At 72.5% G+C, this 26,384-nt stretch carries 21 protein-coding genes and 2 pseudogenes; 5 read left to right on the forward strand and 18 right to left on the reverse strand.

Annotation, left to right across the window (positions count from 1 at the left end):
- Positions 1-55: 55 nt before the first annotated feature.
- From AC2CJA_RS07790 to AC2CJA_RS07805, 4 genes are all read right to left on the reverse strand, one after another.
- The gene (locus AC2CJA_RS07790; RefSeq protein WP_484601934.1) at positions 56-1,633 is read right to left on the reverse strand and encodes an RNA polymerase sigma factor; all 1,578 of its coding nucleotides are present in this window, start codon (positions 1,631-1,633) and stop codon (positions 56-58) included.
- Positions 1,634-1,996: 363 nt separating this feature from the next.
- Positions 1,997-3,040, reverse strand: coding sequence for a FadR/GntR family transcriptional regulator (locus AC2CJA_RS07795; protein WP_484601935.1), 1,044 nt, complete (start codon positions 3,038-3,040; stop codon positions 1,997-1,999).
- Between the two features lie 216 nt (positions 3,041-3,256).
- A complete protein-coding gene (locus AC2CJA_RS07800) occupies positions 3,257-4,021 on the reverse strand; it encodes an NUDIX hydrolase (RefSeq protein WP_484601936.1) in 765 nt (254 codons plus the stop codon).
- Positions 4,022-4,076: 55 nt separating this feature from the next.
- On the reverse strand, positions 4,077-5,246 hold the full coding sequence (locus AC2CJA_RS07805; protein WP_484601937.1) for a DUF4192 domain-containing protein: 1,170 nt from the start codon (positions 5,244-5,246) through the stop codon (positions 4,077-4,079).
- 163 nt (positions 5,247-5,409) lie between these two features.
- Between AC2CJA_RS07805 and AC2CJA_RS07810 the strand changes: the two genes are divergently transcribed.
- Positions 5,410-7,575 (forward strand): RecQ family ATP-dependent DNA helicase, encoded by a 2,166-nt coding sequence (locus tag AC2CJA_RS07810; protein WP_484601938.1) that lies wholly within the window; start codon positions 5,410-5,412, stop codon positions 7,573-7,575.
- Between the two features lie 120 nt (positions 7,576-7,695).
- Entirely contained in the window at positions 7,696-8,340 is a 645-nt protein-coding gene (locus AC2CJA_RS07815; protein ID WP_484601939.1) for a hypothetical protein, read from the forward strand.
- A 45-nt stretch (positions 8,341-8,385) separates the two neighbouring features.
- Here the strand turns inward: AC2CJA_RS07815 and AC2CJA_RS07820 are convergent, their stop codons facing one another.
- From AC2CJA_RS07820 to AC2CJA_RS07835, 4 genes are all read right to left on the reverse strand, one after another.
- Positions 8,386-8,805: a hypothetical protein gene (locus tag AC2CJA_RS07820; RefSeq protein WP_484601940.1), complete on the reverse strand. Its 420-nt coding sequence runs from the start codon at positions 8,803-8,805 to the stop codon at positions 8,386-8,388.
- Positions 8,806-9,073: 268 nt separating this feature from the next.
- On the reverse strand, positions 9,074-9,751 hold the full coding sequence (locus AC2CJA_RS07825) for a ribonuclease HII (RefSeq protein ID WP_484601941.1): 678 nt from the start codon (positions 9,749-9,751) through the stop codon (positions 9,074-9,076).
- A gap of 157 nt (positions 9,752-9,908) precedes the next feature.
- Entirely contained in the window at positions 9,909-10,631 is a 723-nt protein-coding gene (locus AC2CJA_RS07830) for a histidine phosphatase family protein (RefSeq protein WP_484601942.1), read from the reverse strand.
- 85 nt (positions 10,632-10,716) lie between these two features.
- Positions 10,717-11,325, reverse strand: a complete 609-nt coding sequence (locus tag AC2CJA_RS07835) for a YdbC family protein (protein ID WP_484601953.1) — start codon at positions 11,323-11,325, stop codon at positions 10,717-10,719.
- A gap of 209 nt (positions 11,326-11,534) precedes the next feature.
- On the opposite strand from AC2CJA_RS07835, the gene AC2CJA_RS07840 reads away from it, so the two are divergent.
- Both AC2CJA_RS07840 and AC2CJA_RS07845 read left to right on the forward strand, forming a co-directional pair.
- Positions 11,535-11,792: a hypothetical protein gene (locus tag AC2CJA_RS07840; RefSeq protein ID WP_484601943.1), complete on the forward strand. Its 258-nt coding sequence runs from the start codon at positions 11,535-11,537 to the stop codon at positions 11,790-11,792.
- The gene (locus tag AC2CJA_RS07845) at positions 11,789-12,319 is read left to right on the forward strand and encodes a TerD family protein (RefSeq protein ID WP_484601944.1); all 531 of its coding nucleotides are present in this window, start codon (positions 11,789-11,791) and stop codon (positions 12,317-12,319) included. Before AC2CJA_RS07840 ends, AC2CJA_RS07845 begins: the two co-directional genes overlap by 4 nt.
- Positions 12,320-12,431: 112 nt before the next feature.
- Here the strand turns inward: AC2CJA_RS07845 and AC2CJA_RS07850 are convergent, their stop codons facing one another.
- Together AC2CJA_RS07850 and nrdR are read right to left on the reverse strand one after the other, a co-directional pair.
- Positions 12,432-15,302, reverse strand: a complete 2,871-nt coding sequence (locus tag AC2CJA_RS07850; RefSeq protein WP_484601945.1) for a vitamin B12-dependent ribonucleotide reductase — start codon at positions 15,300-15,302, stop codon at positions 12,432-12,434.
- A gap of 113 nt (positions 15,303-15,415) precedes the next feature.
- On the reverse strand, positions 15,416-16,045 hold the full coding sequence (nrdR, locus tag AC2CJA_RS07855) for a transcriptional regulator NrdR (RefSeq protein WP_484601946.1): 630 nt from the start codon (positions 16,043-16,045) through the stop codon (positions 15,416-15,418).
- 491 nt (positions 16,046-16,536) lie between these two features.
- Between nrdR and lexA the strand changes: the two are divergent.
- A pseudogene (gene lexA / locus AC2CJA_RS07860) lies at positions 16,537-17,244 on the forward strand (transcriptional repressor LexA); the annotation flags it as partial.
- A gap of 252 nt (positions 17,245-17,496) precedes the next feature.
- Here the strand turns inward: lexA and AC2CJA_RS07865 are convergent.
- From AC2CJA_RS07865 to AC2CJA_RS07900, 8 genes and pseudogenes are all read right to left on the reverse strand, one after another.
- Positions 17,497-19,536 carry an ATP-dependent DNA helicase gene (locus tag AC2CJA_RS07865; RefSeq protein ID WP_484601947.1) on the reverse strand — a complete coding sequence of 680 codons (2,040 nt, stop codon included), beginning with the start codon at positions 19,534-19,536 and terminating at the stop codon, positions 17,497-17,499.
- Positions 19,537-19,603: 67 nt separating this feature from the next.
- Positions 19,604-20,329, reverse strand: a complete 726-nt coding sequence (locus AC2CJA_RS07870) for a GNAT family N-acetyltransferase (protein ID WP_484601948.1) — start codon at positions 20,327-20,329, stop codon at positions 19,604-19,606.
- Positions 20,330-20,349: 20 nt separating this feature from the next.
- Complete coding sequence (locus AC2CJA_RS07875; protein ID WP_484601949.1) at positions 20,350-22,275, reverse strand: IucA/IucC family protein; 1,926 nt, start codon at positions 22,273-22,275, stop codon at positions 20,350-20,352.
- 640 nt (positions 22,276-22,915) lie between these two features.
- Positions 22,916-23,332 carry an aspartate 1-decarboxylase gene (panD, locus tag AC2CJA_RS07880; RefSeq protein ID WP_484601950.1) on the reverse strand — a complete coding sequence of 139 codons (417 nt, stop codon included), beginning with the start codon at positions 23,330-23,332 and terminating at the stop codon, positions 22,916-22,918.
- Between the two features lie 216 nt (positions 23,333-23,548).
- Positions 23,549-23,689 carry a hypothetical protein gene (locus tag AC2CJA_RS07885; protein WP_484601954.1) on the reverse strand — a complete coding sequence of 47 codons (141 nt, stop codon included), beginning with the start codon at positions 23,687-23,689 and terminating at the stop codon, positions 23,549-23,551.
- A 173-nt stretch (positions 23,690-23,862) separates the two neighbouring features.
- A pseudogene (locus AC2CJA_RS07890) lies at positions 23,863-24,174 on the reverse strand (response regulator); the annotation flags it as partial.
- Between the two features lie 86 nt (positions 24,175-24,260).
- Positions 24,261-25,760 carry a GTPase HflX gene (hflX, locus tag AC2CJA_RS07895; RefSeq protein ID WP_484601951.1) on the reverse strand — a complete coding sequence of 500 codons (1,500 nt, stop codon included), beginning with the start codon at positions 25,758-25,760 and terminating at the stop codon, positions 24,261-24,263.
- Between the two features lie 207 nt (positions 25,761-25,967).
- A partial coding sequence (locus AC2CJA_RS07900; protein WP_484601952.1) for an ACT domain-containing protein occupies positions 25,968-26,384 on the reverse strand: 417 nt, incomplete at its 5' end.

A 26,384-nucleotide genomic window follows, 5' to 3' on the forward strand; every position in this document is an offset into this window, starting at 1 on the left:
CGTCAGCCAGGGTTCACCCCGCTCGCCGCCCGGGCAAACCCTGGCTGACGCGACACTAGTCGAGGTAGTCCCGCAGGACCTGGGAACGGGAGGGGTGACGCAGCTTCGACATCGTCTTGGACTCGATCTGGCGGATCCGCTCACGGGTCACCCCGTAGACCTTGCCGATCTCGTCCAGCGTCTTGGGCTGGCCGTCGGTGAGACCGAAACGCATCGAGACCACGCCGGCCTCGCGCTCGCTGAGCGTGTCGAGCACGGAGTGGAGCTGCTCCTGCAGGAGCGTGAAGCTGACCGCGTCGGCCGGGACGACCGCCTCGGAGTCCTCGATGAGGTCGCCGAACTCGCTGTCGCCGTCCTCGCCCAGCGGGGTGTGCAGGGAGATCGGCTCACGGCCGTACTTCTGGACCTCGACGACCTTCTCCGGGGTCATGTCGAGTTCCTTGGCCAGCTCCTCCGGCGTGGGCTCACGGCCCAGGTCCTGGAGCATCTGGCGCTGGACGCGCGCGAGCTTGTTGATCACCTCGACCATGTGCACCGGGATGCGGATGGTGCGGGCCTGGTCGGCCATGGCCCGGGTGATGGCCTGACGGATCCACCAGGTCGCGTAGGTCGAGAACTTGTAGCCCTTGGTGTAGTCGAACTTCTCGACCGCACGGATCAGGCCCAGGTTGCCCTCCTGGATCAGATCCAGGAAGAGCATGCCCCGGCCGGTGTAGCGCTTGGCCAGCGAGACCACCAGGCGGAGGTTGGCCTCCAGAAGGTGGTTCTTGGCCCGGCGGCCGTCCTCGGCGATGATCTCCAGCTCGCGCTTGAGCTTGGGGGCGATCTTGTCGCTGTTGGCGAGTTTGTCCTCGGCGAAGAGACCGGCCTCAATGCGCTTGGCCAGCTCGACCTCCTGCTCGGCGTTGAGCAGGGGGACCTTGCCGATCTGCTTGAGGTAGTCCTTGACCGGGTCGGCGGTGGCACCCGCGGCGGCGACCTGCTGGGCAGGGGCGTCGTCCTCGTCGTCGTCGGACAGGACGAAGCCCTCGTTCTCGTTCTTGGGCTCCGCTGCGGCCTCCTCGGCGGCCTTGCCGCTCTTGACCGGAGGCTCTTCGATGACGTCCTCGTCAGCCTCGAGCAGCTCGTCGACGTCCGTCTTCTTGGCCGCGGCCTTCTTGGCGGGCGCCTTCTTGGCCACGATCTTCTTGGCCGCGGCCTTCTTGGCGGGCGCCTTCTTGGCGGCGGTCTTCCTGGCGGGCTTCGCCGCGCCCTCCTCGGCGGCTCCCTCCGCGTCCCCGGCGGGGTCCTCCGGGGCGGCGGCCGGAGCCGCCTTCCTGGCGGGGGTCTTCCTGGCGGCGACCGTCTTGGTCGCGGTGCGCTTGGCCGGGGCCTTCGCTGCGACGCTCTTCCGGGTGCGCTTGGGAGCCTCCGCGGCACTCACCATCAGCGTCACACCCTCCTCGTCGAGGATCTGGTTGAGACTGCGCAGGACGTTCTTCCACTGGGTCGGCGGAATCTGGTCGGCCTCGAAGGCCCGACGCACATCGTCGCCGGCGATCTGCCCCTCGGCCTTTCCCCGCTCAATGAGCGCCATCACAGACGCGGACTCGGCGATCTCCGCAGGGAGCGTACGGGATGTGCTGGCCGACACGAACAACCTCTCGGAACGATGGAAACGGCTTCGGCCCCGCCCACGGGGCATGGGACCTGCAAGCCCCGGCGGGGATGACCGGCGGCTCGGGCGGAGCGACGGAGGGGATACAGCGCCGGATGCGGCGTCCGTATTCCCCCGGTAGCTGCCACCTCTTGAGTCATCGCGCTGCCACGCGAAGCGTTACGCCCGGCCGGAGTGTCCCGGGTCACATGACACAGGCGGATGGAAACCCCCATACGCTCACTTATCGCCGAACCGCGGCCCGGGCGGCCGGAGCGGGCCGGCCGGGCCGGAAGGACATCGCCGGATCCCGCCCGACGGGATCCGGCGACACCGTGCGGGTGCTGCCGGTACCGGAGATCAGTGTTCGCGAGGCGCCGGCACCACATGGTCGGGGGCGCCGCCGACCGCCGGAGCCGCTGCGGAGGTCTGGGCCTCGGAGGGCGCGGCGGAGGCGCCTGCGGCGGGAGCGCCGGGCGTCGCGGAGACGGCCGTCTCGGAGGAAACGGCGAGCAGCTGACGCACCGCGTTCTCCGCGGCGACCGCCTCCCCTGAGGCGACGGCTTCGGCGATCCTGCGGTGGTGCGCCAGCGACGCCTCGGTGGGGCGCTCGCATCCGGCGGCAGGCGCCCCGGACACCTGGAGGGCCGCACCGACGATGCCGGAGAGGTGCTCCAGCATCCGGTTGCCGGCGGCCTGCAGAAGCAGGGCGTGGAACTCGGCGTCGGCCCGGGAGAAGGTCAGACCATCTCCCTGGGCGAGCGTGCGGCCCATGATCTCGACCATGTCCGCGAGGCGCTGCTGCACCTCGTCGCGACTGTGGTCCGCGGCGAGACGGGCGGCCAGCGGCTCGATCGCCCAGCGCAGCTCACACAGTTCGCGGCGCTGATCGTCGCGCTGTGGACCGAAGGCACGCCATTCGATGATGTCGGGGTCGAGAAGGTTCCAGTCACTGACCGGGCGGACCCGCGTTCCGACATTGGGGCGGGCACTGACCAGGCCCTTGGCCTCAAGGACCCGGAGCGACTCGCGGACGACGGTGCGCGACACCTCGAAGCGCTGGCCGATCTCCTCGGGAACGAGGGGGCGGTCGGCGCCGAGGTCTCCGGAGACGATCATCTGTCCCAGTTGCTGTACGAGTTGGCCGTGCAGCCCGCGCCCCCGGTTTCCGGCGGCGCGTCGCCCGGCCCGGGCCATGTCCGCTTCGCCGCCGTCCCACGCGGGGACGGTGGTGGCACGGATCGCGCCGGTCGACTCGGCGTAGGCGTAACGGTCCGGCTCACTCGAACCCGTGAGGCCGGAGTCGGCGGAGCGAGCCGAGGTCATCATGGTGTGCGCAAGGGTAGTCACGCATCCTTTGTCGGCGGTGCTCCGGACGGCCTTGAGGGCTTTGGTGAAAAGCACACGAAAGGGTGATCAGCGGTCTCCTCGCGATTGACGCCTTATCGGAAAGAAACGGTCTTCTGATCAGGCACGCGCGGCGGCCGGAGCGCGCCTGCGGCGAAACGGGACCGCTCAGGGCCGGGACCCGCTGGTGGAAGACGTGCCGCCCCGCCTGCGCGCCACGGTCCGCCGGAGCTGAGTGCCGTCCCGGTGAAGAGCCGAGGCCCCGCCCCTCCCTCAGATCTCCGGCCGCAGCATCGGCGGGTTCAGCACCGTGGCACCGCCGGCCCGGAACAACTGTGCGGGTCGACCACCCTGACGAGTCGTTGTACCGCCGGTCGGCACCAGGAAGCCGGGAGTGCCGGTGACCTTGCGATGAAAGTTCCTCGGGTCGAGTGCGACGCCCCACACCGCTTCGTAGACCCGCCGCAACTCCCCCACGGTGAACTCCGGCGGGCAGAAAGCGGTGGCGAGCGAGGAGTACTCGATCTTCGACCGGGCCCGCTCGACTCCGTCCGCGAGGATCCTGGAGTGGTCGAAGGCCAGCGGTACGGGCCGCTCACCACTTTCAGTCCTTCGGTCCGAGCCGTCTCCGGAGGGCAGCAGAGTGTCCACCGGTGCCCAGCGGACGCTGTCGGCGTCACCGCCGGCCGTGGGGGCGGGCAGGTCGGGGGCCAGAACCAGGTGAGCGACGCTGACCACCCGCATCCGCGGATCCCGCCCCGGATCGCCGTAGGTGGCGAGTTGCTCAAGATGGGCGCCGGTGTGCCGGTCGTCCGGCCCCTGTACGTGCAGCCCCGTCTCCTCGGTGAGTTCACGGGCTGCCGCGGCCCCGAGATCCTCGTCGATACGCACAAAGCCTCCGGGCAGTGCCCACCGTCCCTGGTGCGGAGGTTCGCCCCGGCGTACGACCAGCGCACACAGGGCGTGCCTTCGCACGGTGAGCACGACCAGATCGACGGTGACGGCGAAGGGGGGAAAGGCCGACGGGTCGTAGGGCATGACGTGATCATAGTCGTCTGCCTGACGATAAACAGAGGCTTGCGTCGCTCTGCCGTCAACCCTGGACCGCCGCGGTTCCACGCCCGCGTGCGGCCCGTTGCCTCCGCAGGCACTGCCTCAGCGGTTCGGGGTCGAGCCCGCTGTTGCACGCGCTGTGGAGCAGCCGCGCGAAGACGTATCCCGGATCCAGATCCAGAGCCCGGCCCAGCGCCACACGCGCGCTGGGTTCGTCCCCGCCGGACCAGGCGACCCAACCGGCCAGAGTCAGCGGCGTCGCGGCGTGCTCGGTGTAGGCCCCGACGCACCGCCTGGCCAGTGCACGCCACAGCCTCAGCGCGGGGGCGGCCTCCTCGCCCTCCATCCACTCCGCGGCCCGGTCCCGGGTGACCCGGTCCTGGAGGCCGAGGACCATGGTGGCGGCCTCCTCGTGGGACAGAAGTCGATCGTCCCGGGTGTCGGCCCCGGCCGTCCCCTCCTTCCTGCCCGCCGTCGGCGCGTTCCGGTAGCGGTCGAGCAGCCGGTCGGCGAGCTCCAGGGTCTCGGTGCGCACCGTCTCGCGGTCGGCCTCGCCCAGCATCCGGGGCACCAGGGCCGCGCCCGCGATGTCGAATGCCTGTTCCTGCGGGCCGGCGGTCGGCGGGCCCAGCGGTGCGAGCCTGGCCGTCATCTCCTTCAGAGTGCCCTTCACCCGCAGCCCGGCGTACGCGGCCGCGGCCGCGATGGCGGAGGTGCCGGGGACGCCCAGCGGTGTGCCTTCGGCCGGGCAGCACCGGGTGTCGGGACAGCAGTACGACCAGTAGCGGCCACCGGAGACGCACAGCGCCTCGTACACCGGCATGTCCAGCGCCCCGCAGGCGGTCCGCAGCCGCTGGGCGAGAGGCCGGAGCCGTTCCATGACGGCCCGGCCTCCCTCGCCGTCGGCCGGATCGCGGCACAGGAAGACGAGCGCCGCGTCGGGGCGGCCGCCGCGGGGGGCGCCGCTGCCGCGCAGGCAGTCGGCCAACTGTTCGGCCAGCTCGGGCCAACCCTCCTCCTTCGTGGGGATGCCTACGCGGAGCCGGCCGCCGAAGCGACCGCTCGGACCGTGGAGACCGACCAGGACGACGGAGTCGTCGGGGTGGTAGCCGAGCAGATAGGGAAGGGAGTCGATCAGCTCGGCCGGACCGCGCAGGGTGACCTGGGCGGCGGGGGACGGCTGCCGGGTGAACTCGCTGTGCTGTGTCATGCCCCGACAGTGACGCGGACGGACGGGGCGCCGCGCGGCTCTGTCCACAGGTGACATCAATGGACATATATGCTGATACACCGGTGATCACATTGACTGTACGGACGTCCGGTTCTCCACAGGCGGTTCGCACGGTGTCGGTGCCATCGGGTTGCATGGAGGCATGAGCGAGGAGAATCTGCGCACCGCCGCCGACGCCGTACTGGCCCGCCTCGTCGGCGACGCAACCGGTACGGCGAGGCTGCGCACCGACCAGTGGCGGGCCGTCGAGTCCCTGGTGGTGGAGCGTCGTCGGACCTTGGTGGTGCAGCGCACGGGCTGGGGCAAGTCGGCGGTGTACTTCGTGGCGACCGCGCTGCTGCGTGAGCGCGGCGAGGGGCCGACGGTGATCGTCTCCCCGCTTCTGGCGCTGATGCGCAACCAGGTCGAGGCCGCGGAGCGGGCAGGCGTCCGCGCCCGGACGATCAACTCCGCGAACACCGAGGAGTGGGACACGGTCCATTCCGAGGTGGCCGCGGGCGAGGTCGATGTGCTGCTCGTCAGTCCGGAGCGCCTGAACAACCCCGACTTCCGCGATCAGGTCCTGCCGAAACTGGCCGCCACGACCGGACTGCTGGTGGTCGACGAGGCACACTGCATCTCCGACTGGGGCCACGACTTCCGGCCCGACTACCGGCGACTGCGGACGATGCTCGCCGAGCTTCCCCCCGGCGTCCCGGTGCTGGCCACCACCGCGACGGCCAACGCCCGGGTGACGGCCGACGTGGCCGAACAACTGGGCACCGGCGGGACGGGGGCGGACGCGCTGGTGCTGCGCGGCCCGCTGGACCGGGAGAGCCTCAGCCTGGGAGTGCTGCGCCTGCCGGACGCGGCACACCGGCTGGCCTGGCTCGACGGCCACCTCCACAGGCTGCCGGGCTCCGGCATCGTCTACACGCTGACGGTCTCGGCGGCCGAGGAGGTGGCGGCGTTCCTGCGGCAGCGGGGCCACGCGGTCGCCTCCTACACCGGGCGGACGGAGAACGCGGACCGGGAAGCGGCCGAGGCGGACCTGCTGGGTAACAGGGTCAAGGCGCTGGTGGCCACCTCCGCGCTGGGCATGGGCTTCGACAAACCGGATCTGGGCTTCGTCGTCCACCTCGGTTCCCCCTCCTCCCCCATCGCCTACTACCAGCAGGTGGGCCGGGCCGGGCGCGGCGTGGAGCACGCCGAGGTCCTGCTGCTGCCCGGCCCGGAGGACGAGGCGATCTGGCGGTACTTCGCCTCCCTGGCCTTTCCCCCCGAAGAGCAGGTGCGCCGCACCCTGGACGTGCTGGCGTCGGCCGACCGGCCGCTGTCGCTGCCCGCCCTGGAACCGCTGGTGGAACTGCGCCGCTCGCGGCTGGAGACGATGCTCAAGGTGCTCGACGTGGACGGGGCGGTACGGCGGGTGCGCGGCGGCTGGGTCTCCACGGGCGAGCCCTGGTCCTACGACACCGAGCGGTACGCGTGGGTGGCACGGCAGCGGGAGGCCGAGCAGCATGCGATGAAGGAGTACGCCGCAGCCTCCGGGTGCCGGATGGAGTCCCTGCGGCGGCAACTGGACGACCCGGAGGCGGCGCCCTGCGGCCGGTGCGACAACTGCGCGGGCCCGCGGTTCGGCACCGACGTCGATCCGGCGGCGCTGGAGGCCGCCCGGGGAGAGCTGAAACGCCCCGGTGTGGAGGTGGAGCCCCGCAGGATGTGGCCGACAGGGCTGCCCGCGATCGGGCTGGACCTCAAGGGCCGTGTCCCTCCGGGCGAACAGGCTGCTCCCGGCAGGGCGCTGGGCCGCCTGTCCGACATCGGATGGGGCAACCGGCTGCGCCCGCTGCTGGAGCCGCCTTCGCAGGACGGGCCGGTGCCCGACGACGTGGCCGCTGCCGTGGTCTCCGTACTCGCCGACTGGGCGCGGGGGCCGGGCGGCTGGGCCTCAGGGGAGGAGGACGCGCCGGCCCGCCCGGTGGGAGTGGTGACGATCGACTCGCGGAGTCGGCCGCAACTGGTCAGGTCTCTCGGGGAGCGGATCGCTGCGGTCGGCCGGATACCGCTGCTGGGCACCGTGGAGTACGCCGACGGGGCGCCGGACACCCATGCCCCGCGCAGTAACAGCGCGCAGCGACTGCGGGCCCTGCACGGTGCGCTGACCGTTCCCGGGCCGCTGGAGAAGGCGGTCGAGGCGGCAGGTGGCCCGGTACTGCTGGTGGACGACTTCACGGAGACCGGCTGGACCTTGGCGGTGGCCACGCGGCTGCTGCGCCGGGCCGGGGCCCAGGGGGTGATGCCGCTGGTGCTGGCCGTGCGGGGCTGAACCGCAGCCCGCCCGCCGACCTGCCGCAGGAGGCTTCGGCGTGATCAGGACGACTCGGTGTTCCATTGCCGCAATCGTGTTCACCCGTGAGAATTGGTGCGATGCCACGGAGGGAGGACCATGACCGTCGGCTTCGTCTCACCGCTGCCCGCTGAGACCCCGTCCCGCGCCGGACGCGTTCTCGAACCCGCCGAGTGGGCCGCCGCCGGGATCCCTCTGCTGCGCAGCCCGCGCGAACTGGTCGCAGGTCTGCATGCCCGTCACCGGCCCGGACCGGCCACCTCCGTCGTCGCGGTGATCGATCCGGACGAGCGGATCATCGCCAGCGCATCGTTCTCCCGGGCCAACTCCGCTCCGGACGGCTGGGAGTGCCGCAACGTCCTGCTGTCCCAGCTGCGCAGGATCGTCCCGCACGACCTGCGCCGCCGCAGGCCCTCCCGGACCGCCGTCCTGCTGCGCTGCGGGGAGGACGGCCCGGGCCGGAGGGACGAGGACGGCGCGTGGATGTGGGGGCTGCGCGACGCCTGCATACTGCACGGCCTGCGGTGCGGGGCGTACATCACGCTGACCCGTACCGGCTGGCAGGTTCTCGGCGAGGACCGCGGGGGACGGCGGCCGTACGTCGGCGGCCCCGCCGTCTGGAGCGCACGGCCGGAAGACGGTGGCCCGGGAAACGGCTCGGAAGATGGATTCCCGGAGAAGAGCGGCCCGGGGGAAGGGAGTTCCGGACCCTCCGGGACACGGCGGAGCACGACGGCCCGCTGACCCGCCAGGTGGCGGGCCGGCGGGCCACGGGCCGGAACGTCCGGTTCAGAGCAGCGCGCGCAGCCGGCCCGGATCGCCGCAGACGACCAGCCGCGACCCCGTCCTGGCCAGAGCGGCGGGCAGCGCCCGGGCAGCCTGATCGTCCGTCCCGCCGTTGACCGCGAGCACGACGACCGGACGGCCGACGGTGCGCTCCGCGGCCGACGCGTGGGCGTAGAAGACGTCCTCGCCCTCGGCCTGCTGGCGCCAGTAGGCGTCCTCGCCGAAGGTGAGTTCGTGCTGCGCCCAGGGATGGTGCTCACCGGTGGTGAGCACCAGGACATCGGCGGGCGAACGGCCCTCATCGAGCAGCCTGTCGACGGTCTCGTCCGCGACCTCGACCGCGGTGGCGTCAGTGGCCTCGACGAGCTGGATCTGCGGTGCGGCCTTCCCCGGGGCCGCCTTCACGCCCGCCGCGTCCGCCACGGGACGCGAAGGTCCGGCGTTACGCGTCGGCGCCGGCCTCCCGGGAACGGGACGGCTGCGGTCGGCCGGCTGCGGCGTCGGCCGGGGGCCGGGGACGGGTGCGGAGGGGCGGGGAACCTGTGGGGCCCGGGCGGTACCCGTGGCGTTGCGGGGGCCGGGGACATTCGGGTGGATCTTGGGCTCCTCGGAGCTGTGCGGCATGGGGTGTTGTCTATCAAACGCCGGTGCGGGACACGCCAGCGGGTTCGGAAAAAGATTCGGTTTCGAGTCAGAAGAGGCCGATCTGCTCGGTCCGCTCGACACGCATCCGTTTCAGGTGCCGCCAGCGCGGCAGTGCGTCCAGATACGACCACGACAACCGGTGGTGGGGAGTGGGCCCCAGCTCCTCGAGGGCGGCACGGTGGACGGGCGAGGGATAGCCTGCGTTGCGGTCGAAGCCGAACTCGCGGTGACCGGCGCCCAGTTCGGCCATACGAGCGTCCCGGTGCACCTTGGCGATCACGGACGCGGCGGCGACCGGGACACATGACAGGTCGCCCTTGACCACCGTGCGGACCCTCCAGGGAGCCCCCAGGTAGTCATGCCTGCCGTCGAGGATCACGGCGTCGGGACGGACCGGCAGCGCCTCCAGCGCGCGTACGGCGGCGAGCCGCAGCGCGGCCGTCATGCCCAGCTCGTCGATCTCCTCCGGAGAGGAGTGCCCGAGCGCGTGGGCCGTGACCCAGTCGGTGAGCGACCCGGCGAGTTCGGCGCGACGGGCCGGTCCGATGAGCTTGGAGTCCGTCAGCCCGTCGGGCGCCCTGCGCAGCCCGGTGACGGCCGCGCAGACGGTGACGGGCCCCGCCCAGGCTCCCCGGCCGACCTCGTCGACTCCGGCGACGACCTTCGCTCCGGTGGTGGCCCGCAGGGAACGTTCGACGCGGTGGGTGGGAGGCTCGTACGGCATGACATCAGCCAGAGTACGCCCCACCGCCCGCGGGGTGTTCCCCGGGGCCCGGAGGGCACAGTCCCGCCCCACCGCTACGGCCCGGCACGGTGCCGGCGATGCCCTGCCAGGGCGCAGGCGCCGCGGCTCGGGCAGAGCACCCAGAGCGCCCAGGGCCTCACCGGAGCCTGCCGGGACGCCCGCGCACCCCGGACATCCCGTACGTCTCCCCGGACTCCCCCGCGTAGGGTCCGGCATACGACTCGGGGGTGCACCAGCGCTCGAACGGCCGGTCCAGGTGGTAGCGCCCGTCCGTGCCCAGTTCCAGAGCCCGCACCTCCCCGTTGCCCGGATTGGACAGCGACTCGAACTCCGCGACCGTCCAGTGCAGCCACCTCATGCAGAACAGCCGCATGGTCAGCCCGTGCGTCACCAGCAGCACGTTCGGCGGATGGTCGGAGGATTCGAAACTGCGCCACAGACTCTCCAGGAAGGCCCCGACCCGGTCGTAGACGTCCGCACCCGACTCCCCCTGCGCGAACCGGTAGAAGAAGTGCCCGTAGGCGTCGCGCGCCGCCTTCTGCCGCCGTACGTCCTCGCGGTCCTGCCAGTTGCCCCAGTCCTGCTCGCGCAGCCGGGGCTCCTCGCGCATCCGCACTCGCGTCGGGTCCAGGCGCAGCGCGCGGAAGGTCTGGTGGGTGCGGCGGTACGGCGAGACGTAGGCCGAGATCCGCTCGTCGCCGAAGAGTTCCCGCAGCCGCTCCCCCGCCGCCTCGGCCTGCCGGAATCCGCGTTCGGTGAGACTCAGGGCGTGGTCGGGCACCCGCTCGTAGACCGAGTCGTCGAAGTTCCCCTCCGACTCGCCGTGCCGGACCAGGACGATGCGCCGGGGTCGTGCCATGCCCCCACCCTAGGCGCGCGGAGGCCCCACAGCCCAACCACAGCCCGGTCGCGGCCTGCGCGGCAACGCCCGGCCGGCACCGGCATCAGACCGTCCAGGACGGCTCGAGATCTATCACGTCCCCGCCGACCGACGCGACGTCCGCCCCCAGCTGGGCACGGAGCGCCAGCCGCTCGATCCGCTCCGTGCGGTACTTGCCGTGCTCCGCCGCCGAGTCCCACATCGACAGCACCAGGAACTCGTCCTCGGCCTGTGCCTGCGCGAAGACCCCCCGCAGCATCCCGGGCGACCCGGCCATCGCCGGATTCCACACCTTCTCCTGCATCAGGGTGTAGTGCTCGATGCGCTCGCGGCGCACCCGGCAGTGGGCGACGCGCAGCAGGTCCGCGTCCGTGAACCGGGGCCGGAAACCCACCTTCACGTCGAAGCGGTACTCGAAGAGCCGGACCTGGATGTCCTTGTGGGTGCCGTTCTGCGACGCCGCCAGCCGGTCGTGGGAGCGTGCCATGAACGAGTCGTAGAAGGCCCGGCTCTCCCAGAAGCCGAAGAGGTGCGCCACGCCCGGCCGGGACCGGCTCCAGCCCCCGCCCTGCGCGCGGAAGCCCGGTTCGCCGAGCAGACCGGCCCACTTCCGCTGCCCCCGCTCGAAGCCCCGTCGATCGACCACCGTGCAGCGCATCCACTTGACCAGCACCGCGCCATCGTACGGCCATACCGGTGACCGGCCGCACGGCTTGTCACGGGCGGGGTCGACGGGCGTGACGATCCCGGCCCCGCGTTCGACCACCTCCGCGGCCGCCGGGCGCTGGGCCTCGCGGAAGGCCCGTCCGACGATCCGCACGCCCCGCGGCGGACCTCCCCGTACTCCGCCTGGCACGGACGGCGGGCGGCCCGGCGGAACTGGTGAGAGTGCACAGTCGCATCGCCCTCGCCGACGGCCTGGCCCTCCATGCGCTGCTCGGACGGCTCACCCCCGAAGCCGCGCCGGAGATCCTCGACGAGCGGCTCGGCGATCCGTGCCCGCCGGGCGGGCGCCGTGGACAAACCACCGGGCAGACAGGAGAGTTGATGTGCTGTCATGGCGACCGCACCGCACCGGCCCCGGGCCGGGTGCGGTCGTGTACCGCAGCAGCTCAGTTCCTAGGAAGGGGAGCCCGGTGAGCAGTCCCAACAAGGGGGTGGAGAAGGTCGAGGTGGCGGTCAGGTGGGACCCCAGCCCCTCCGAGTCCTCGCCCCACGACCTCGACATCATCGCCGCGACCTACACCGCGGAGGACCCGCACGGCGAGCCCGCGTACGTCGTGCACTTCGACAGCCGCTCGCCCGACGGCACCATCAACCTCAGCCGGGACAGCCGCACCGGGCTGGGGCTCGGCTACGACGAGATCATGACCCTGGAGCTCAGCCGGCTGGCCTCCTCCTACGCCCGGGTGGTCGTGGGCGTGGCGGTCCAGCAGCACAGCGGGCGCCGGACGTTCGGCGACATAGCGCGCACCGGCGTCCGGATCAGGGAGGGATACGTCGAGCTGGCCGAGCACGACTTCTCGGGCGTGTCCGGTGCGACGGCCGCCACCGTCGCGGAGTTCACCCGCAACGGCACGGGCGCCTGGGAGTTCCGCGAGCACCTGCGCGGGTTCGACGTCGACCCGGAGTCCTTCACCCGCCTCATGGGCGGCGCTCCCGTCTGACGGCCCGGCCCGCCGCGGCCTGCACCGCGGACGCGGAGGGCGCCGACCGAGCGGTCGGCGCCCTCCGGCTCGTCCCGGGTGCGGTGGCGGTCACCCGCCACCGCACCGCGGGTCAGCTGCAGCCGCTGGTGGAGCCGCAGCCCTCGCACAGGTAGCAGCTGCCCGCGCGGCGCATCTTGGTGCCGCAGGAGAAGCACAGCGGCGCGTCGGCGTTGAGACCGAGCTGCATCTCCACCAGTTCGGTGGAACTGTGCGCCTCCTTCGGCGCCGGGACCGGCGCCTGTGGCTCGGAGAAGCTGCTCACCGTCTTGGGCGGCTCCACCTGGCGCGGGGCCGACTGGGCCAGGCTCTCGACGTCCAGCTCGTCGTCGGCGGGCTCGTAGGAGCCGGTCTCCAGGTGGCGCTGGCGCTCCTCGGCGGAGTGGATGCCGAGGGCCGAGCGGGTCTCGAAGGGCAGGAAGTCCAGCGCCAGACGGCGGAAGATGTAGTCGACGATCGACTGCGCCATCCGCACGTCCGGGTCGTCGGTCATACCGGCCGGCTCGAAGCGCATGTTGGTGAACTTCGAGACGTAGGTCTCCAGCGGCACGCCGTACTGCAGGCCCACCGAGACGGCGATCGAGAAGGCGTCCATCATGCCCGCGAGGGTCGATCCCTGCTTGGACATCTTCAGGAAGACCTCGCCCAGCCCGTCGTCCGGGTAGGAGTTGGCGGTCATGTAGCCCTCGGCGCCGCCGACGGTGAAGGAGGTGGTGATGCCGGGCCTGCCCTTGGGCAGGCGCTTGCGCACCGGGCGGTACTCGACGACCTTCTCGGCCCCGGACTGCCGCTCCTCGCTCTTCCGCTCCTTCTTCTTGGCGGAGAGCGGCTGGCCGACCTTGCAGTTGTCGCGGTAGATCGCCAGTGCCTTCAGGCCGAGCTTCCAGCCCTCGAAGTAGATCTCCTCGACCTCCTCGACGGTGGCCGACTCGGGCATGTTCACCGTCTTGGAGATCGCGCCGGACAGGAACGGCTGGGCGGCGGCCATCATCCGCACGTGCCCCATCGGGGAGATGGAGCGCTCGCCCATGGCGCAGTCGAAGACCTCGTAGTGCTCCGGACGCAGCCCCGGGGCGTCGATGACGTTGCCGTGATCGGCGATGTGCTCGACGATCGCCTCGACCTGCTCGGGCTGGTAGCCGAGCCGCTTGAGTGCCTTGGGGACGGTGTTGTTGACGATCTGCATCGAGCCGCCGCCGACCAGCTTCTTGAACTTGACCAGGGCCAGGTCGGGCTCGACGCCGGTGGTGTCGCAGTCCATCATCAGACCGATGGTGCCGGTGGGAGCCAGCACGGACGCCTGGGCGTTGCGGAACCCGTTCTTCTTGCCCAGCCGGAGCACGTCCTGCCACGCCTCGGTGGCCGCGGCCCACACCGGGGTGTCCAGGTCGTCCATACGCTTGGCGTCGGTGTTGGCGTCGGCGTGCTGCCTCATGACGCGCTGGTGGGCGTCGGCGTTGCGGGCGTAGCCCTTGTACGCGCCGACGACCGCGGCCAGTTCGGCGGAGCGGCGGTAGGAGGTGCCGGTCATCAGGGAGGTGATCGCGCCGGCCAGGGCGCGTCCGCCGTCGGAGTCGTAGGCGTGGCCGGTGGCCATCAGCAGGGCGCCGAGGTTGGCGTAGCCGATGCCCAGCTGGCGGAAGGCGCGGGTGGTCTCACCGATCTTCTCGGTGGGGAAGTCGGCGAAGCAGATGGAGATGTCCATCGCGGTGATGACCAGCTCGACGATCTTCGCGAAGCGCCCGGCGTCGAAGGACTGGTTGCCGGCGTCGTCGTCGCGCAGGAACTTCATCAGGTTCAGCGAGGCCAGGTTGCACGAGGAGTTGTCCAGGTGCATGTACTCGCTGCACGGGTTGGAGGCGGTGATGCGGCCGCTCTCCGGCGAGGTGTGCCAGTGGTTGATGGTGTCGTCGTACTGGATGCCGGGGTCGGCGCAGGCCCAGGCGGCCTCGGCCATCTTGCGGAACAGCGCCTTGGCGTCGACCTCCTCGATGGCCTCGCCGGTCATCCGGGCGCGCAGGCCGAACTTCGACCCGCCCTCGACGGCCTTCATGAAGGCGTCGTTGACGCGGACGGAGTTGTTGGCGTTCTGGTACTGGACGGAGGTGATGTCGTCGCCGCCCAGGTCCATGTCGAAGCCCGCGTCGCGCAGGGCGCGGATCTTCTCCTCCTCCTTGACCTTGGTCTCGATGAACGCCTCGACGTCGGGGTGGTCCACGTCCAGGACGACCATCTTGGCCGCGCGGCGGGTGGCACCGCCGGACTTGATCGTCCCGGCGGAGGCGTCGGCGCCGCGCATGAAGGAGACCGGGCCCGAGGCGTTGCCGCCGGAGGAGAGCAGTTCCTTGGAGGAGCGGATGCGCGAGAGGTTCAGGCCCGCGCCGGAACCGCCCTTGAAGATCATCCCCTCTTCCTTGTACCACTCCAGGATCGACTCCATGGAGTCGTCGACGGAGAGGATGAAGCAGGCGGAGACCTGCTGGGGCTGGGCGGTGCCGACGTTGAACCACACCGGGGAGTTGAACGAGAACACCTGGTGGAGCACGGCGTGGGCCAGCTCGTGCTCGAAGATCTCGGCGTCGGCCGGGGAGGCGAAGTAGCCGTGCTTCTCACCGGCGGCGCGGTAGGTCTTCACCACACGGTCGATCAGCTGCTTCAGGCTGGTCTCGCGCTGGGGGGTACCGACCGCGCCGCGGAAGTACTTGCTGGTGACGATGTTGACCGCGTTCACCGACCAGAAGTCGGGGAACTCCACGCCGCGCTGCTCGAAGTTGACCGAGCCGTCGCGCCAGTTGGTCATGACGACGTCACGGCGCTCCCAGACCACCTCGTCGTACGGGTGCACCCCGGGGGTGGTGTGGATGCGCTCGATCCGCAGACCCTTGGCGGCCTTGGTCCCCTTGGACCGGGCCCCTCGTGCCGGGTCGCTCGTCGTCTCTGTCATTCCGCCTCCCTGTACAGGCATAACGCCCTGACACACCCCGCACTTCCCGGGGCGTGGTGTTCGTTTCGATGGCCGGGGCGCGACGCGCTCCGGTCCAGTCCGTGTGGGGCCGCTCAGTCTCCGGCGGCCAGTGGCGCGGGCGGAGCGGCGGGGCTCTCGCCGCCTCCGCCGCCGCGTTCGCCCCCGCCGTCACTTCCGTCTCCGGTCTCCCCGGGACCGCCGCGGCCTCCGGCTCCCGCGGACGTGGTTCCGCCCGGCGCGGCGTCGCCTCCGCCGGCACGGTCACCGCCCGCCGGCGTCCGTTCCCCGCGCAGCTCGGCGATCGCGGCCTCGAAGTCCTCCAGCGAGTCGAACGCCTGGTACACGGAGGCGAAGCGCAGGTACGCCACGAGGTCCAGTTCGCGCAGCGGACCGAGTATGGCCAGCCCGACGTCGTGCGTGGACAGCTCGGCGCTCCCGGTGGCGCGCACCGCCTCCTCGACCCGCTGGCCCAGCTTGGCGAGCGCGTCCTCGGTGACCGGACGCCCCTGGCATGCCTTGCGCACCCCGGCGATCACCTTGTCCCGGCTGAAGGGCTCGGTGACCCCGCTCCGCTTGATGACCATCAACGACGCGTTCTCCACCGTCGTGAAGCGGCGCGAGCAGTGCGGGCACTGGCGGCGCCGGCGGATCGCGGTGCCGTCGTCGGTGGTGCGGCTGTCGACGACGCGGCTGTCGGAGTGCCGGCAGAAGGGGCAGTGCATCGCTTCCCACCCTCCTTCACCCTCGATGGCGCAGCATGAGCGGCGCAGCGGAACAGCATTGGACACACGTTCGGGTACCCGGTGGGCGGACCCCGAAAGCGGCCACCAGCATAGGTGATACCCGCCGCCCTCCAGGACCGGGGGACCACAACTTCTGGGTGGCCGCCGAATATCTAACCACTACATCTGGTGGCTGCTCGACGAACACGCCGTGCATGCCGGAAACGCCGGAGCGGCAAACGCACGAGAGGCTACCGTAGCGATCGCAGGCGATTCGCAGCTTCTACACCGGCCTCATCGATCACGTCAGCTAATCTGCGAAATTTCACTCGAACGTGTGTTCGGCGCAACCTTTCGAAAGAACATACCGTTGTCCAACCAGGGAGAACCGCTCGAGAGGGGCCGACGTGACCACCACAGCAGAGAGCAGCACCATCACCGCACGGGACCGTTCCCGGGACCGGGCCGACCGGGCGCGGGAGGCGAACGCCGTGTCCGGCGCGCCCGACGGCGCAGGCGACGGCGCGGAGGCTCCCAGGCCCACCCGCTCCCTGCCCGGCCGCCCCCCGGGGATCCGAGCCGACAGCTCCGGGCTGACGGACCGGCAGCGCCGGGTGATCGAGGTGATCCGCGACTCGGTGCAGCGCCGCGGCTACCCGCCGTCGATGCGGGAGATCGGACAGGCCGTCGGCCTGTCCTCCACCTCCTCCGTGGCCCACCAGCTGATGGCGCTGGAGCGCAAGGGCTTCCTGCGGCGCGACCCGCACCGTCCCCGCGCCTACGAGGTGCGCGCCTCGGACGCGCCCACCAGCCAGACCACCGACACCACCGGCAAGCCCGCCGCCTCCTACGTCCCCCTGGTCGGCCGGATCGCCGCCGGGGGCCCGATCCTCGCCGAGGAGTCGGTGGAGGACGTCTTCCCGCTGCCCCGCCAGCTCGTCGGCGACGGCGAACTCTTCGTGCTCAAGGTCGTCGGCGACTCCATGGTCGACGCGGCGATCTGCGACGGCGACTGGGTCACGGTGCGCCGCCAGCCGGTCGCCGAGAACGGCGACATCGTCGCCGCCATGCTGGACGGCGAGGCGACCGTCAAGCGCTTCAGGCGCGAGGACGGGCATGTGTGGCTGATCCCCCACAACGCCGCCTACCAGCCGATCCCCGGCGACGAGGCCACCATCCTCGGCAAGGTCGTCGCGGTGGGGGGGGGGGGGGGGGGGGGGGGCGGCCGCCGCCCCCCCCCCCCCCCCCCCCCCCCCCCACGACACCGGCCGCGCGACACCCGCCGTACGGCGGCAGGAACGGACCGCCCCGGGACCACTGCGCCGGTCCCGGGGCCCAGCTCTTCCCCGTGCTCCCGGTGCCTCGGCAGAGGTTCACAAGCCCGGGAGCGGTCAGGGGCCGGGCTCTGCCCGCCCACCCCGTCCTGTCCCCACTGTGCTGCCCGCCCTGCCCTACGCGCTCTCCCTGACCGCGGCGTCGATGGCCGCGAGTGAACGGCGCACCTGGTTGCGGTCGGTGGTGTACCAGAAGTCGGGCATCGAGGCCCGCAGGAAGCTCCCGTAGCGTGCCCGGGCCAGCCTCGAGTCCAGTACCGCGACCACGCCCCGGTCTCCCGTCGCCCGCACCAGACGGCCCGCCCCCTGCGCCATCAGCAGCGCGGCGTGGGTGGCCGCCACCGCCATGAAACCGTTGCCGCCCGCCTCCTCCACGGCCTTCTGCCGGGCGCTCATCAGCGGATCGTCGGGGCGCGGGAACGGGATGCGGTCCATCACCACCAGCTGGCAGTTCGGGCCCGGCACGTCCACGCCCTGCCACAGCGACAACGTCCCGAACAGGCAGGTCTCGGCGTCCGCCGCGAAGCGGCGGATCAGCTCGCCCAGGGTCTCCTCGCCCTGCAGCAGTACGGGCACGTCCAGCCGCCCGCGCAGTTCCTCGGCCGCCGCCTGGGCGGCCCGCATCGAGGAGAACAGTCCGAGGGTGCGTCCCCCGGCCGCTTCCACCAGCTCGGTCAGCTCGTCCAGCATGTCGCCGCGGCTGCCCTCCCGGCCGGGCGGTGACAGGTGCTGGGCGACGTAGAGGATGCCCTGCCTGCGGTAGTCGAAGGGCGAGCCGACGTCCAGTCCCCGCCACTGCGGGTCCCCGGCGTCCGCCTCCGCCGCGTCGCTCCCGTCCCCCTCGTCCGCGTCCCCGCCGGTGGCACCCGCGCCGCCGGCCTCCGTGATCCGTCCCCCGGCGCTCAGCCCCAGGGAGGCGCCCACCCCGTCGAAGTCCCCGCCGAGCTTGAGCGTGGCCGAGGCCAGCACCACCGACCGGTCCTCGAACAGCTTCTCCCTCAGCAGTCCGGAGACCGCCAGCGGTGCGACCCGCAGCGAGGCTCCGTAGCGGTCGTGGCGCTCGTACCAGACGACGTCGTACTCCGAGCCCTGCACGATGCGCTCGGCGACCGCGTGGACGTTCTCCACCGAGGCCTGGGCCTGGCGGCGGACCGCGTCCTCGTCCTGGACGGACCGGTCACGGGTGTTGCCCAGAGCGGTGATGACCGCGCGGGCCGCGTCGCGCAGCGCCGTCAGGGCGTATCCGAGGTCCTCGGGGATCTCCTCCAGCCGGCCCGGCAGCGCCAGCTCCATCAGCCGCTCGAAGCCCTCCGCGGCCGTCTGCAGCCGGTCGGCCTCCTTCTCGTCGACCAGTTTGGCCGCACGGCGCACCGCCCGGTTGACCCCGCCCGGCGTCAGCTCGCCGGTGGCCACCCCGGTGACCCGGGAGACCAGTTCGTGCGCCTCGTCGACGATCAGGACCTCATGGCCGGGGAGCACCGGCGCACCCTCGATGGCGTCGATGGCCAGCAGCGCGTGGTTGGTGACGATCACCTCGGCGAGTTTGGCCCGCTCGCGCGCCGCCTCCGCGAAGCACTCCGCCCCGTAGGCGCAGCGGGTGGCGCCCAGGCACTCCCGCGAGGAGACCGACACCTGGGACCAGGCGCGGTCGGAGACGCCCGGGGTGAGGTCGTCGCGGTCACCGGTCTCGGTCTCGTCCGCCCAGTCCCGCAGCCGCAGCAGGTCCTTGCCCAGCCGGCTGGTGGGGGCCGCGGCCTCGAAAGGGTCGAACAGACCGTCCTCGTCGTCCTGCGGCACCCCTTCGTGGAGGCGGTGCAGGCACAGGTAGTTGGAGCGTCCTTTGAGCATGGCGTACTCGGGACGGCGGCGCAGCAGCGGGTGGAGGGCCTCGATCGTACGCGGCAGGTCGCGTTCGACCAGCTGCCGCTGCAGGGCGAGCGTCGCGGTCGCGATGACCGTGCGTTCCCCGTGCGCCAGGGCGGGCACCAGGTATCCCAGCGACTTGCCGGTCCCGGTGCCCGCCTGGACCAGCAGGTGGACGTTGCTGTCGATGGCCTCGGCCACGGCTTCGGCCATGGCCACCTGGCCGGATCGCTCGGTGCCTCCGACAGCGGTGACGGCGGCGTGGAGGAGGTCGGTGAGGGCGGGCTTGGTCATAGGACCGCCACCTTACGCGGCGCCGCCGACAGCCGTACCCGGTACGGCCCACAGCCCGCCCGGGAAGTCACGGGAGATGCCGCGGCGTCCGGTCGCGGACCACCACGGCGGCCCGTTTGCCCGGGAGGTCGGTCTCGGCGGCCAGCCGGAAGCCCGCCCGCAGGAAGGCCGCGACGGACGGGGCGTTGCGGACGTCGGGCTCGGCGATGACGCGGCCGCAGGCCGGACGCCGGTCCAGGACGAGGTCCGAGACCGCCCGCAGCAGCACCGTGCCGAGCCCGCGTCCCCGGTCCGCCGCGCTGCCGATCAGCAGGTGCAGCCCGGTGTCGTGCGGGCGCACCGGGTGGTACCGGGCGAGCGGGTCGAGATCGGCGCGGTAGACCTCCCAGTAGCTCATGGGGACACCGGAGAGCACCCCCAGACACGGTACGCTGCGCCCGTCGCCGCCGGTCTGGGCGCGCAGATGCGCGGCGGTGGTGCCGGCGGGGCCTGCCAGGTGCCAGAAGGCCGCCACCGCGGGGTCGTTCATCCAGGCGGTGATCAGCCGCAGATCGCGTTCGACGCGGACGGGAACGAGCCGGAAGACACCGGCGGCCGTGATGACCGGCCCCCAGTCGGCGACGCCGTCCAGCAGACCCACCCGCGCCCGGGGCGGACCGGAGGGCGGTCGCGGGCCGGGTGCGGCGGTGATCGGCGGGACCGCCGCGCCCGACGGGACGCGTGCGGCAGCGGGTGCGGCGGTGACCGTGGACACGGCGGGAGCGGGGCAGGCCCGTGGAACACCGGTGGTCATGGTGGTATCTCCTGTGAGGTTCAGGGCTTCACCAGGGGGTTGGTGACGGTGACATAGACGGACTGGGTGTCCACCGGCCCGGCCAGCTCGTCCAGCCCGTGCAGCCGGGTGAGGAGATTGGCCTTGCACCGCAGGACCGGGGAGTGAAGCAGGAGGGCGGGCAGCGATGAGCTGGGGGCGCCGTCGCCGGGGCGGTCGGCGTCGGTGAGGAAGCGGCGCAGCGCGGCGAGCAGCAGTTCCTCCTCGGCCAGCCCCTGGGAGCCGAACGCCCCGATCAGACCCAGTACGTTGTTGACGCCCAGGTAGTAGGCGAAGCGCTCGTCGGCGACCTCGTCGGCGACGAAGGTGTCGCTGTCCGCGCCGATGCCCGGCAAGCACCTCCGGAGCGCCTCCCGGTGGGACTCGCGGAAGTAGTAGCCCTGGTTGTCGCGGTAGCGGCCGCCAACCGGCCAGCCGTCGCCGTCGAGCAGGACCACGGTGTTCTGCTGGTGCGCCTCCAGGGCGATACCCGCCTCGGCGTCCAGCCACAGCACGGGGTGCACGACGGTGTGGAGGTAGCGCAGGAACCACTCGGCGGCGACGGTGGCCACCGGCCGTCCCGTACGGGCCGCGAGCCGGGTGACGGCGTCGGCCAGCCGGGAGCGGAGCGCGCCGCGGGGATCGCCGGGCCAGGGCCGGGGGGAGGTCAGCCCGGCCAGGCACACGGCGTCGTCGCCGGGCCCGAAGGGGTTGTGCCGGATGACGGTGTCCAGCCCGGCCACCGGCTTCCCGGCGCCGTCGTCGACGGCAAGCCAGGCGGGGTCGCGCACGATGTCGAAACCCGGACGGCCGGGGAAGGCGGCCCGCCAGCGCGTGCCCAGGCCGGTGCGCAGCAGCCGGTGCACCTCCACTCCGCGGCGCAGCTCCTTGCGGAGGTTCTCCCGGCGGGAGTTGGTGATCCGCAGGCCCAGCGAGAGCTTGAGCATGGCGGGTACGCCGGGCCGGTGGACGGTGCGCACGGAGGAGGTCGGGTGCCACGGGTCGCCGTGCGGGCCGAGGTCGTGCAGCAGACCGGCCTCGAGCAGAGCCGCGACGGCGGGGCGGTGCCGCACCTCTCGGGCCTGCCAGGGGTGCAGCGGAAGGGGGACCGTCCCCTCGGGCAGGCGCAGCCCGGGCCCGGCCAGCTCGGCGGCGATCCGTTCGGCGGGCACGATCCGGCCGCGGTCGGTCCAGGCGGAGTCGGAGGCCAGGACGGAGCGGTCGACGGCCACCCAGTGCAGGGGGAAGGCCCCGCGCAGTTCCGGGGACCAGGCGCGTGCCTCGGCCCCGGTGACGCCCTCGCGGCTCTTGGGCACCGGGTGCAGCGGGTGCCCGAGGATCAGGGACTGCTCGCCGTCCAGGAACGGGTCGGCGGTGGGTGGTGCGTCGGGACGGGCCCGGCGGTCGGCGAGGAAGACGGCGGTGCGGCCCACGGAGTCGGCTACCCGGCCGACCAGCTCCGCGCCCTCTCCCCTGGCGGGTCCCGGAACCGTGGGCCCGCGGTGCGCGGCCTCCCTCGCCAGCAGGGCGGCCAGCGTCACCGCGTCGAGGGGGGCGGTGCCGGGCGCGGCGCCCTCCAGGGCGGGCGGGCCGAAGCGGTGCCAGCCGGCGGCGGACCAGTGGCGGACCGGCACCCGCAGCACCAGACCGCAGGAGGCCAGCGCGACGCGGAGGACGGCCCCGCCGGGCCGGGGCAGGTCGTTCTCCCGCACCCAGCAGCGCAGCAGGTTCCCGGCGGCCGCGGCGTCGGCGGCCACGAACGGGTCGGAGTGTTCCAGCGGGTCGCCCGCCTCCCGCTCGCCGGCGTGCTGCCGGGGTACGACGGGCCCGGCGGGCTCCGCAGGTGCGGCGGGTGCGGCCGGCCGCCCTCCCGCCGGGTCCGCCGCCTCCTGCGTCGTCATCCCGTCCGGGGCGGGACATGCGTTCACGGAAGTCTCCCTGGGGGGTGAGGGCACCGCACCGGTGCGTGGTCGTCCGGTTCCCGTGGCACGGCGCTGCCTGCGCAGGCGGCACCGTGCCTCCGCCCGTACCAACGACGGCGCCCCCGCCGGATCACGGCCGGGGGCGAGATCGCAGCCTCCCGGGCGAGTTGGAACCGCGCGCCCGCCGTACGCCGTCCCCCGCAGCACCGGCGCAGTGGGGCCCGCCACGCCCGGCGAGGCCCGTGCGGGACGGGGAGGACGCAGAGGGCGGGTCCGGCGTCGACGGCCTGCGTCTGCCGAAGGAACCGCCCGCGGCGCTCCAGGACTTCGATCCCGAGAAGTGGAGGAACGGGGAGTGACGGAACTGGGACAAGGACGACTGACTGCGTGAGGCCAGGGACTTCGTCAACCCGGTCATCGAGGGCCTGTGGGACCCGGACCGGATGAAGGATGCCGAGGAGAACGACCGCAGGGTCGACCCCGAGGTCGAGGACGGGGGCTCCGGCGGTACGGACGGCGAGGGCGACGAGGGCGTCAGCGGGAAGTCCGCCGACGGGAACTGAACGAAGGCGCGGCATGCCGGGGCCCCGCCGCCCCCGAGGGGGCGGCGGGGCCCCGTGCACACGGACGTGCGGGCGCCCGGTGGTCAGACCATGGCCATCGGGCTGCGCACCGTGTCGCTGCCGGGCACCGGCTCGGAGGGGTCGCTGCCCAGCTCCACGATGCGGTTGTCGGCGTCGACGTGCACCACCGCGGGCCGGTGGGAGCGGGCCTCGGCGTCGTCCATCTGCGCGTAGCTGATGAGGATCACCAGGTCCCCGGGGTGGACCAGGTGCGCGGCCGCGCCGTTGATCCCGATCACCCCGGAGCCGCGCCGCCCCTCGATGACGTAGGTCTCCAGGCGGGCGCCGTTGGTGATGTCGACGATGTGGACCAGCTCTCCGGGCAGCAGGTCGGCGGCCTCCATCAGGGCCGCGTCGATCGTGACGGACCCCACGTAGTGGAGATCCGCCTCGGTGACCGTGGCCCGGTGGATCTTCGACTTGAACATGGTGCGCAGCACGGTGCCGACTCCTCGAAGGTGGATAGGGTCGCGCTCCCGGGGCGGGATGCGCGCCGTCCCGCCCATCGTACGGCCGCGCTCCCGGCCGCCCGGTGGAGCGTGACCCGGATCACGGTCGGTCGGCCGCCGCCTGCCGTGGCCCGCGGCGCAGACTCCAGCACCGCGGATAACGCCCCCTGACCGGCCACACCACCGGGACAGCGCACACCGGACCGCCTAGATCCAGCCGTTGCGCTCGGCAATCCTGACGGCGTCGGCGAGGGTGCGGGCGTGGAGTTTACCCACCGCGGAGGATATGCGGTTGCGCACCGTACCCACGCCGAGGAATAGCTCCGCGGCGATTTCCCGTGCCCCCACCCCGCCCGCGGACAGCGCAGCACCTCGGCCTCACGCGCGGTCAGCGGGTCCCCCCGTTCCGAGCTCTGTTCGGCCAGACGGGGGTCTACGGCCCGGCCCCCGGCCGCGCCGGTGCGCACGGCCGAGGCGAGCTCACCCGGCGTGGCGGTCTTCAGCAGATAGCCCGCCGCTCCGGCCTTCAGTGCCCTGCGCAACAGTCCGGGGCGGTCCAGCGCGCTGAGCATCAGGCAGCGGCACGCCGGAAGCCTCTCGCGCAGCCGTGCGGCCACCGATATGCCGTCCAGACCGGGCAGATCGATGTCGAGGACCACGACATCGGGCCCGTGCCGCAGGGCCGCCTCCAGTGCGGCCGGGCCGTCGGCCGCCTGCCCCGCGCCCTCGATGCCCGGTTGTCCGTCCGGGATCTCCGCCGGGCCCGCCCGCACCACGTGCATGTCCTCGGCGACCAGCACTTTGATCGTGGGATCAGTATGCCCGTACGGCATCCGGCCCCGCACGACGGTGGGCCCGCCCCCTGGGGAGGGGACGGGCCCGGTGGGCGCTGTTCGGAAGGCGTATGCGGCGCCGGAGGTCAGGCCTCCGTGCCCGCGGTGACGTACGCCCTGAGTTCGACCGCCAGCTCCTCGTGGACACGGGTCGTGAGCAGCGTGCCGCCCTCGGTGTGTTCCTCCGAGATGATCTCCCCCTCGGCGTGGACCCGGGAGACCAGGTCGCCGCGAGTGTAGGGCACCAGCACCGTCAGCTCCACGGCCGGGCGCGGCAGCTCCCGGTCGATCAGCTCCAGCAGCTCGTCGATACCCTGCCCGGTGCGGGCGGAGACGGCGAGGGCGCGCCTCTCGGCGCGCAGCAGTCGCGCCAGGGTCAGTGGATCGGCGGCGTCCGCCTTGTTGACCACCACGACCTCGGGCACGTCCACCGCGCCGACGTCCCGGATCACCTCGCGCACGGCGGCGAGCTGCTCCTCCGGTGCCGGGTGCGAGCCGTCCACCACGTGGAGGATCAGATCGGAGTCGGCGACCTCCTCCATCGTGGAGCGGAACGCCTCGACGAGGTGGTGCGGCAGATGGCGCACGAAGCCGACGGTGTCGGCCAGGGTGTACGCGCGCCCGCTGGGGGTCTCGGCGCGGCGTACGGTCGGGTCGAGGGTGGCGAACAGCGCGTTCTCCACCAGCACGCCCGCGCCCGTGAGGCGGTTGAGCAGCGAGGACTTGCCCGCGTTGGTGTATCCGGCGATGGCGATCGACGGCACCTTGTTACGGCGCCGCTCCTGCCGCTTGACGTCGCGGCCGGTCTTCATCTCCGCGATCTCCCGGCGCGTCTTCGCCATCTTCTCGCGGATCCGCCGCCGGTCCGTCTCGATCTTGGTCTCACCGGGACCACGGGTGGCCATGCCGCCACCGGAGGAACCGGAGCCGCCGCCGCCCATCTGCCGGGACAGCGACTGGCCCCAGCCGCGCAGCCTGGGCAGCATGTACTGCATCTGTGCCAGCGCCACCTGGGCCTTGCCCTCGCGGGACTTGGCGTGCTGGGCGAAGATGTCGAGGATCAGGGCGGTGCGGTCCACCACCTTGACCTTGACGACGTCCTCCAGGTGGATGAGCTGGCCGGGGCTGAGCTCACCGTCGCACACGACGGTGTCGGCCGCCGTCTCGACCACGATGTCGCGCAGCTCCTGCGCCTTGCCCGAGCCGATGTAGGTGGCCGGGTCCGGCTTGTCGCGGCGCTGGATCACCCCGTCGAGGACGAGCGCGCCGGCGGTCTCGGCGAGAGCCGCGAGCTCGGCGAGGGAGTTCTCGGCGTCCTGCGCGGTGCCGGAGGTCCACACGCCCACGAGCACCACGCGCTCCAGGCGCAGCTGCCGGTACTCGACCTCCGTGACGTCCTGGAGTTCGGTGGACAGGCCCGCGACACGGCGGAGGGCGGCGCGCTCGGAGCGGTCGTACTGGTCACCGTCGCGCTCGCCGTCGATGTCGTGACTCCAGGCGGCGTCCTCCTCCATCAGGGCGTCGGCTCGGCGGTACGTCTCGGCGAGGCGCTGGCCGTTCTGCGGGAGGGAGGAAGAGAAGGTCAAGTGAGTCCTTACGTCGTTGGAGTGAAGGTATCCGGGTCAACGTGTACGGCGCCCGGAACATTCCCGTCGGCACGAGTGCGAGCAGGGGCCCGGAGGCGGATGCGGGCCGCCCTGACACGAAGATGGTGGCACGGCGCGGCCCGGCCGTCACCTGGTTTGCGCGGCGGCCCGCCCTTCCGGCGGACCGGGCTCCCCCGAGCGGGTTCCTCAGGGCTGGGTCCGGGTGGCCCGGACGACGTCGTAGACGCCGGGCACCTCCCGCATGGCCCGCATCAGCCCGGGCAGCTCACCGGCGTCCTCCAGGCGCAGGGTGTAGGTGTGCCGCACCCGGTGCTCCCTGGGCGGCTCGACCTCGGCGGAGACCACGGCGGCCCCTTCCGCCGCGATGGCCTCGGTCAGGTCGGCCAGGAGGTGCGGGCGGCTCAGTGACTCGGCGTACAGCGTCACCCGGCAGCCCGCGCCGGAGTCCTGCCACCGCACGGCCACGGTCCCGCGGCCGGCCGCGGTCATCCGGGCCACGGTGGGGCAGCCCTCCCGGTGGGCGGTCACCGCACCGCCGCGTACCGCGAAGCCGACCACGGCGTCGGGCGGCACCGGTGTGCAGCAGCGGGCCAGCCGCACGGG

The organism is Streptomyces sp. ATLC9 (genome assembly GCF_057196705.1).

Coding starts and splice junctions, on each gene's coding strand:
- AC2CJA_RS07800 (WP_484601936.1), bottom strand. CDS start 4,021: ATGCCCTACGACCCGTCGGCCTTTCCCCCCTTCGCCGTCACCGTCGAT.
- AC2CJA_RS07805 (WP_484601937.1), bottom strand. CDS start 5,246: ATGACACAGCACAGCGAGTTCACCCGGCAGCCGTCCCCCGCCGCCCAG.
- AC2CJA_RS07810 (WP_484601938.1), top strand. CDS start 5,410: ATGAGCGAGGAGAATCTGCGCACCGCCGCCGACGCCGTACTGGCCCGC.
- AC2CJA_RS07815 (WP_484601939.1), top strand. CDS start 7,696: ATGACCGTCGGCTTCGTCTCACCGCTGCCCGCTGAGACCCCGTCCCGC.
- AC2CJA_RS07825 (WP_484601941.1), bottom strand. CDS start 9,751: ATGCCGTACGAGCCTCCCACCCACCGCGTCGAACGTTCCCTGCGGGCC.
- AC2CJA_RS07830 (WP_484601942.1), bottom strand. CDS start 10,631: ATGGCACGACCCCGGCGCATCGTCCTGGTCCGGCACGGCGAGTCGGAG.
- AC2CJA_RS07850 (WP_484601945.1), bottom strand. CDS start 15,302: ATGACAGAGACGACGAGCGACCCGGCACGAGGGGCCCGGTCCAAGGGG.
- nrdR (WP_484601946.1), bottom strand. CDS start 16,045: ATGCACTGCCCCTTCTGCCGGCACTCCGACAGCCGCGTCGTCGACAGC.
- AC2CJA_RS07865 (WP_484601947.1), bottom strand. CDS start 19,536: ATGACCAAGCCCGCCCTCACCGACCTCCTCCACGCCGCCGTCACCGCT.
- AC2CJA_RS07870 (WP_484601948.1), bottom strand. CDS start 20,329: ATGACCACCGGTGTTCCACGGGCCTGCCCCGCTCCCGCCGTGTCCACG.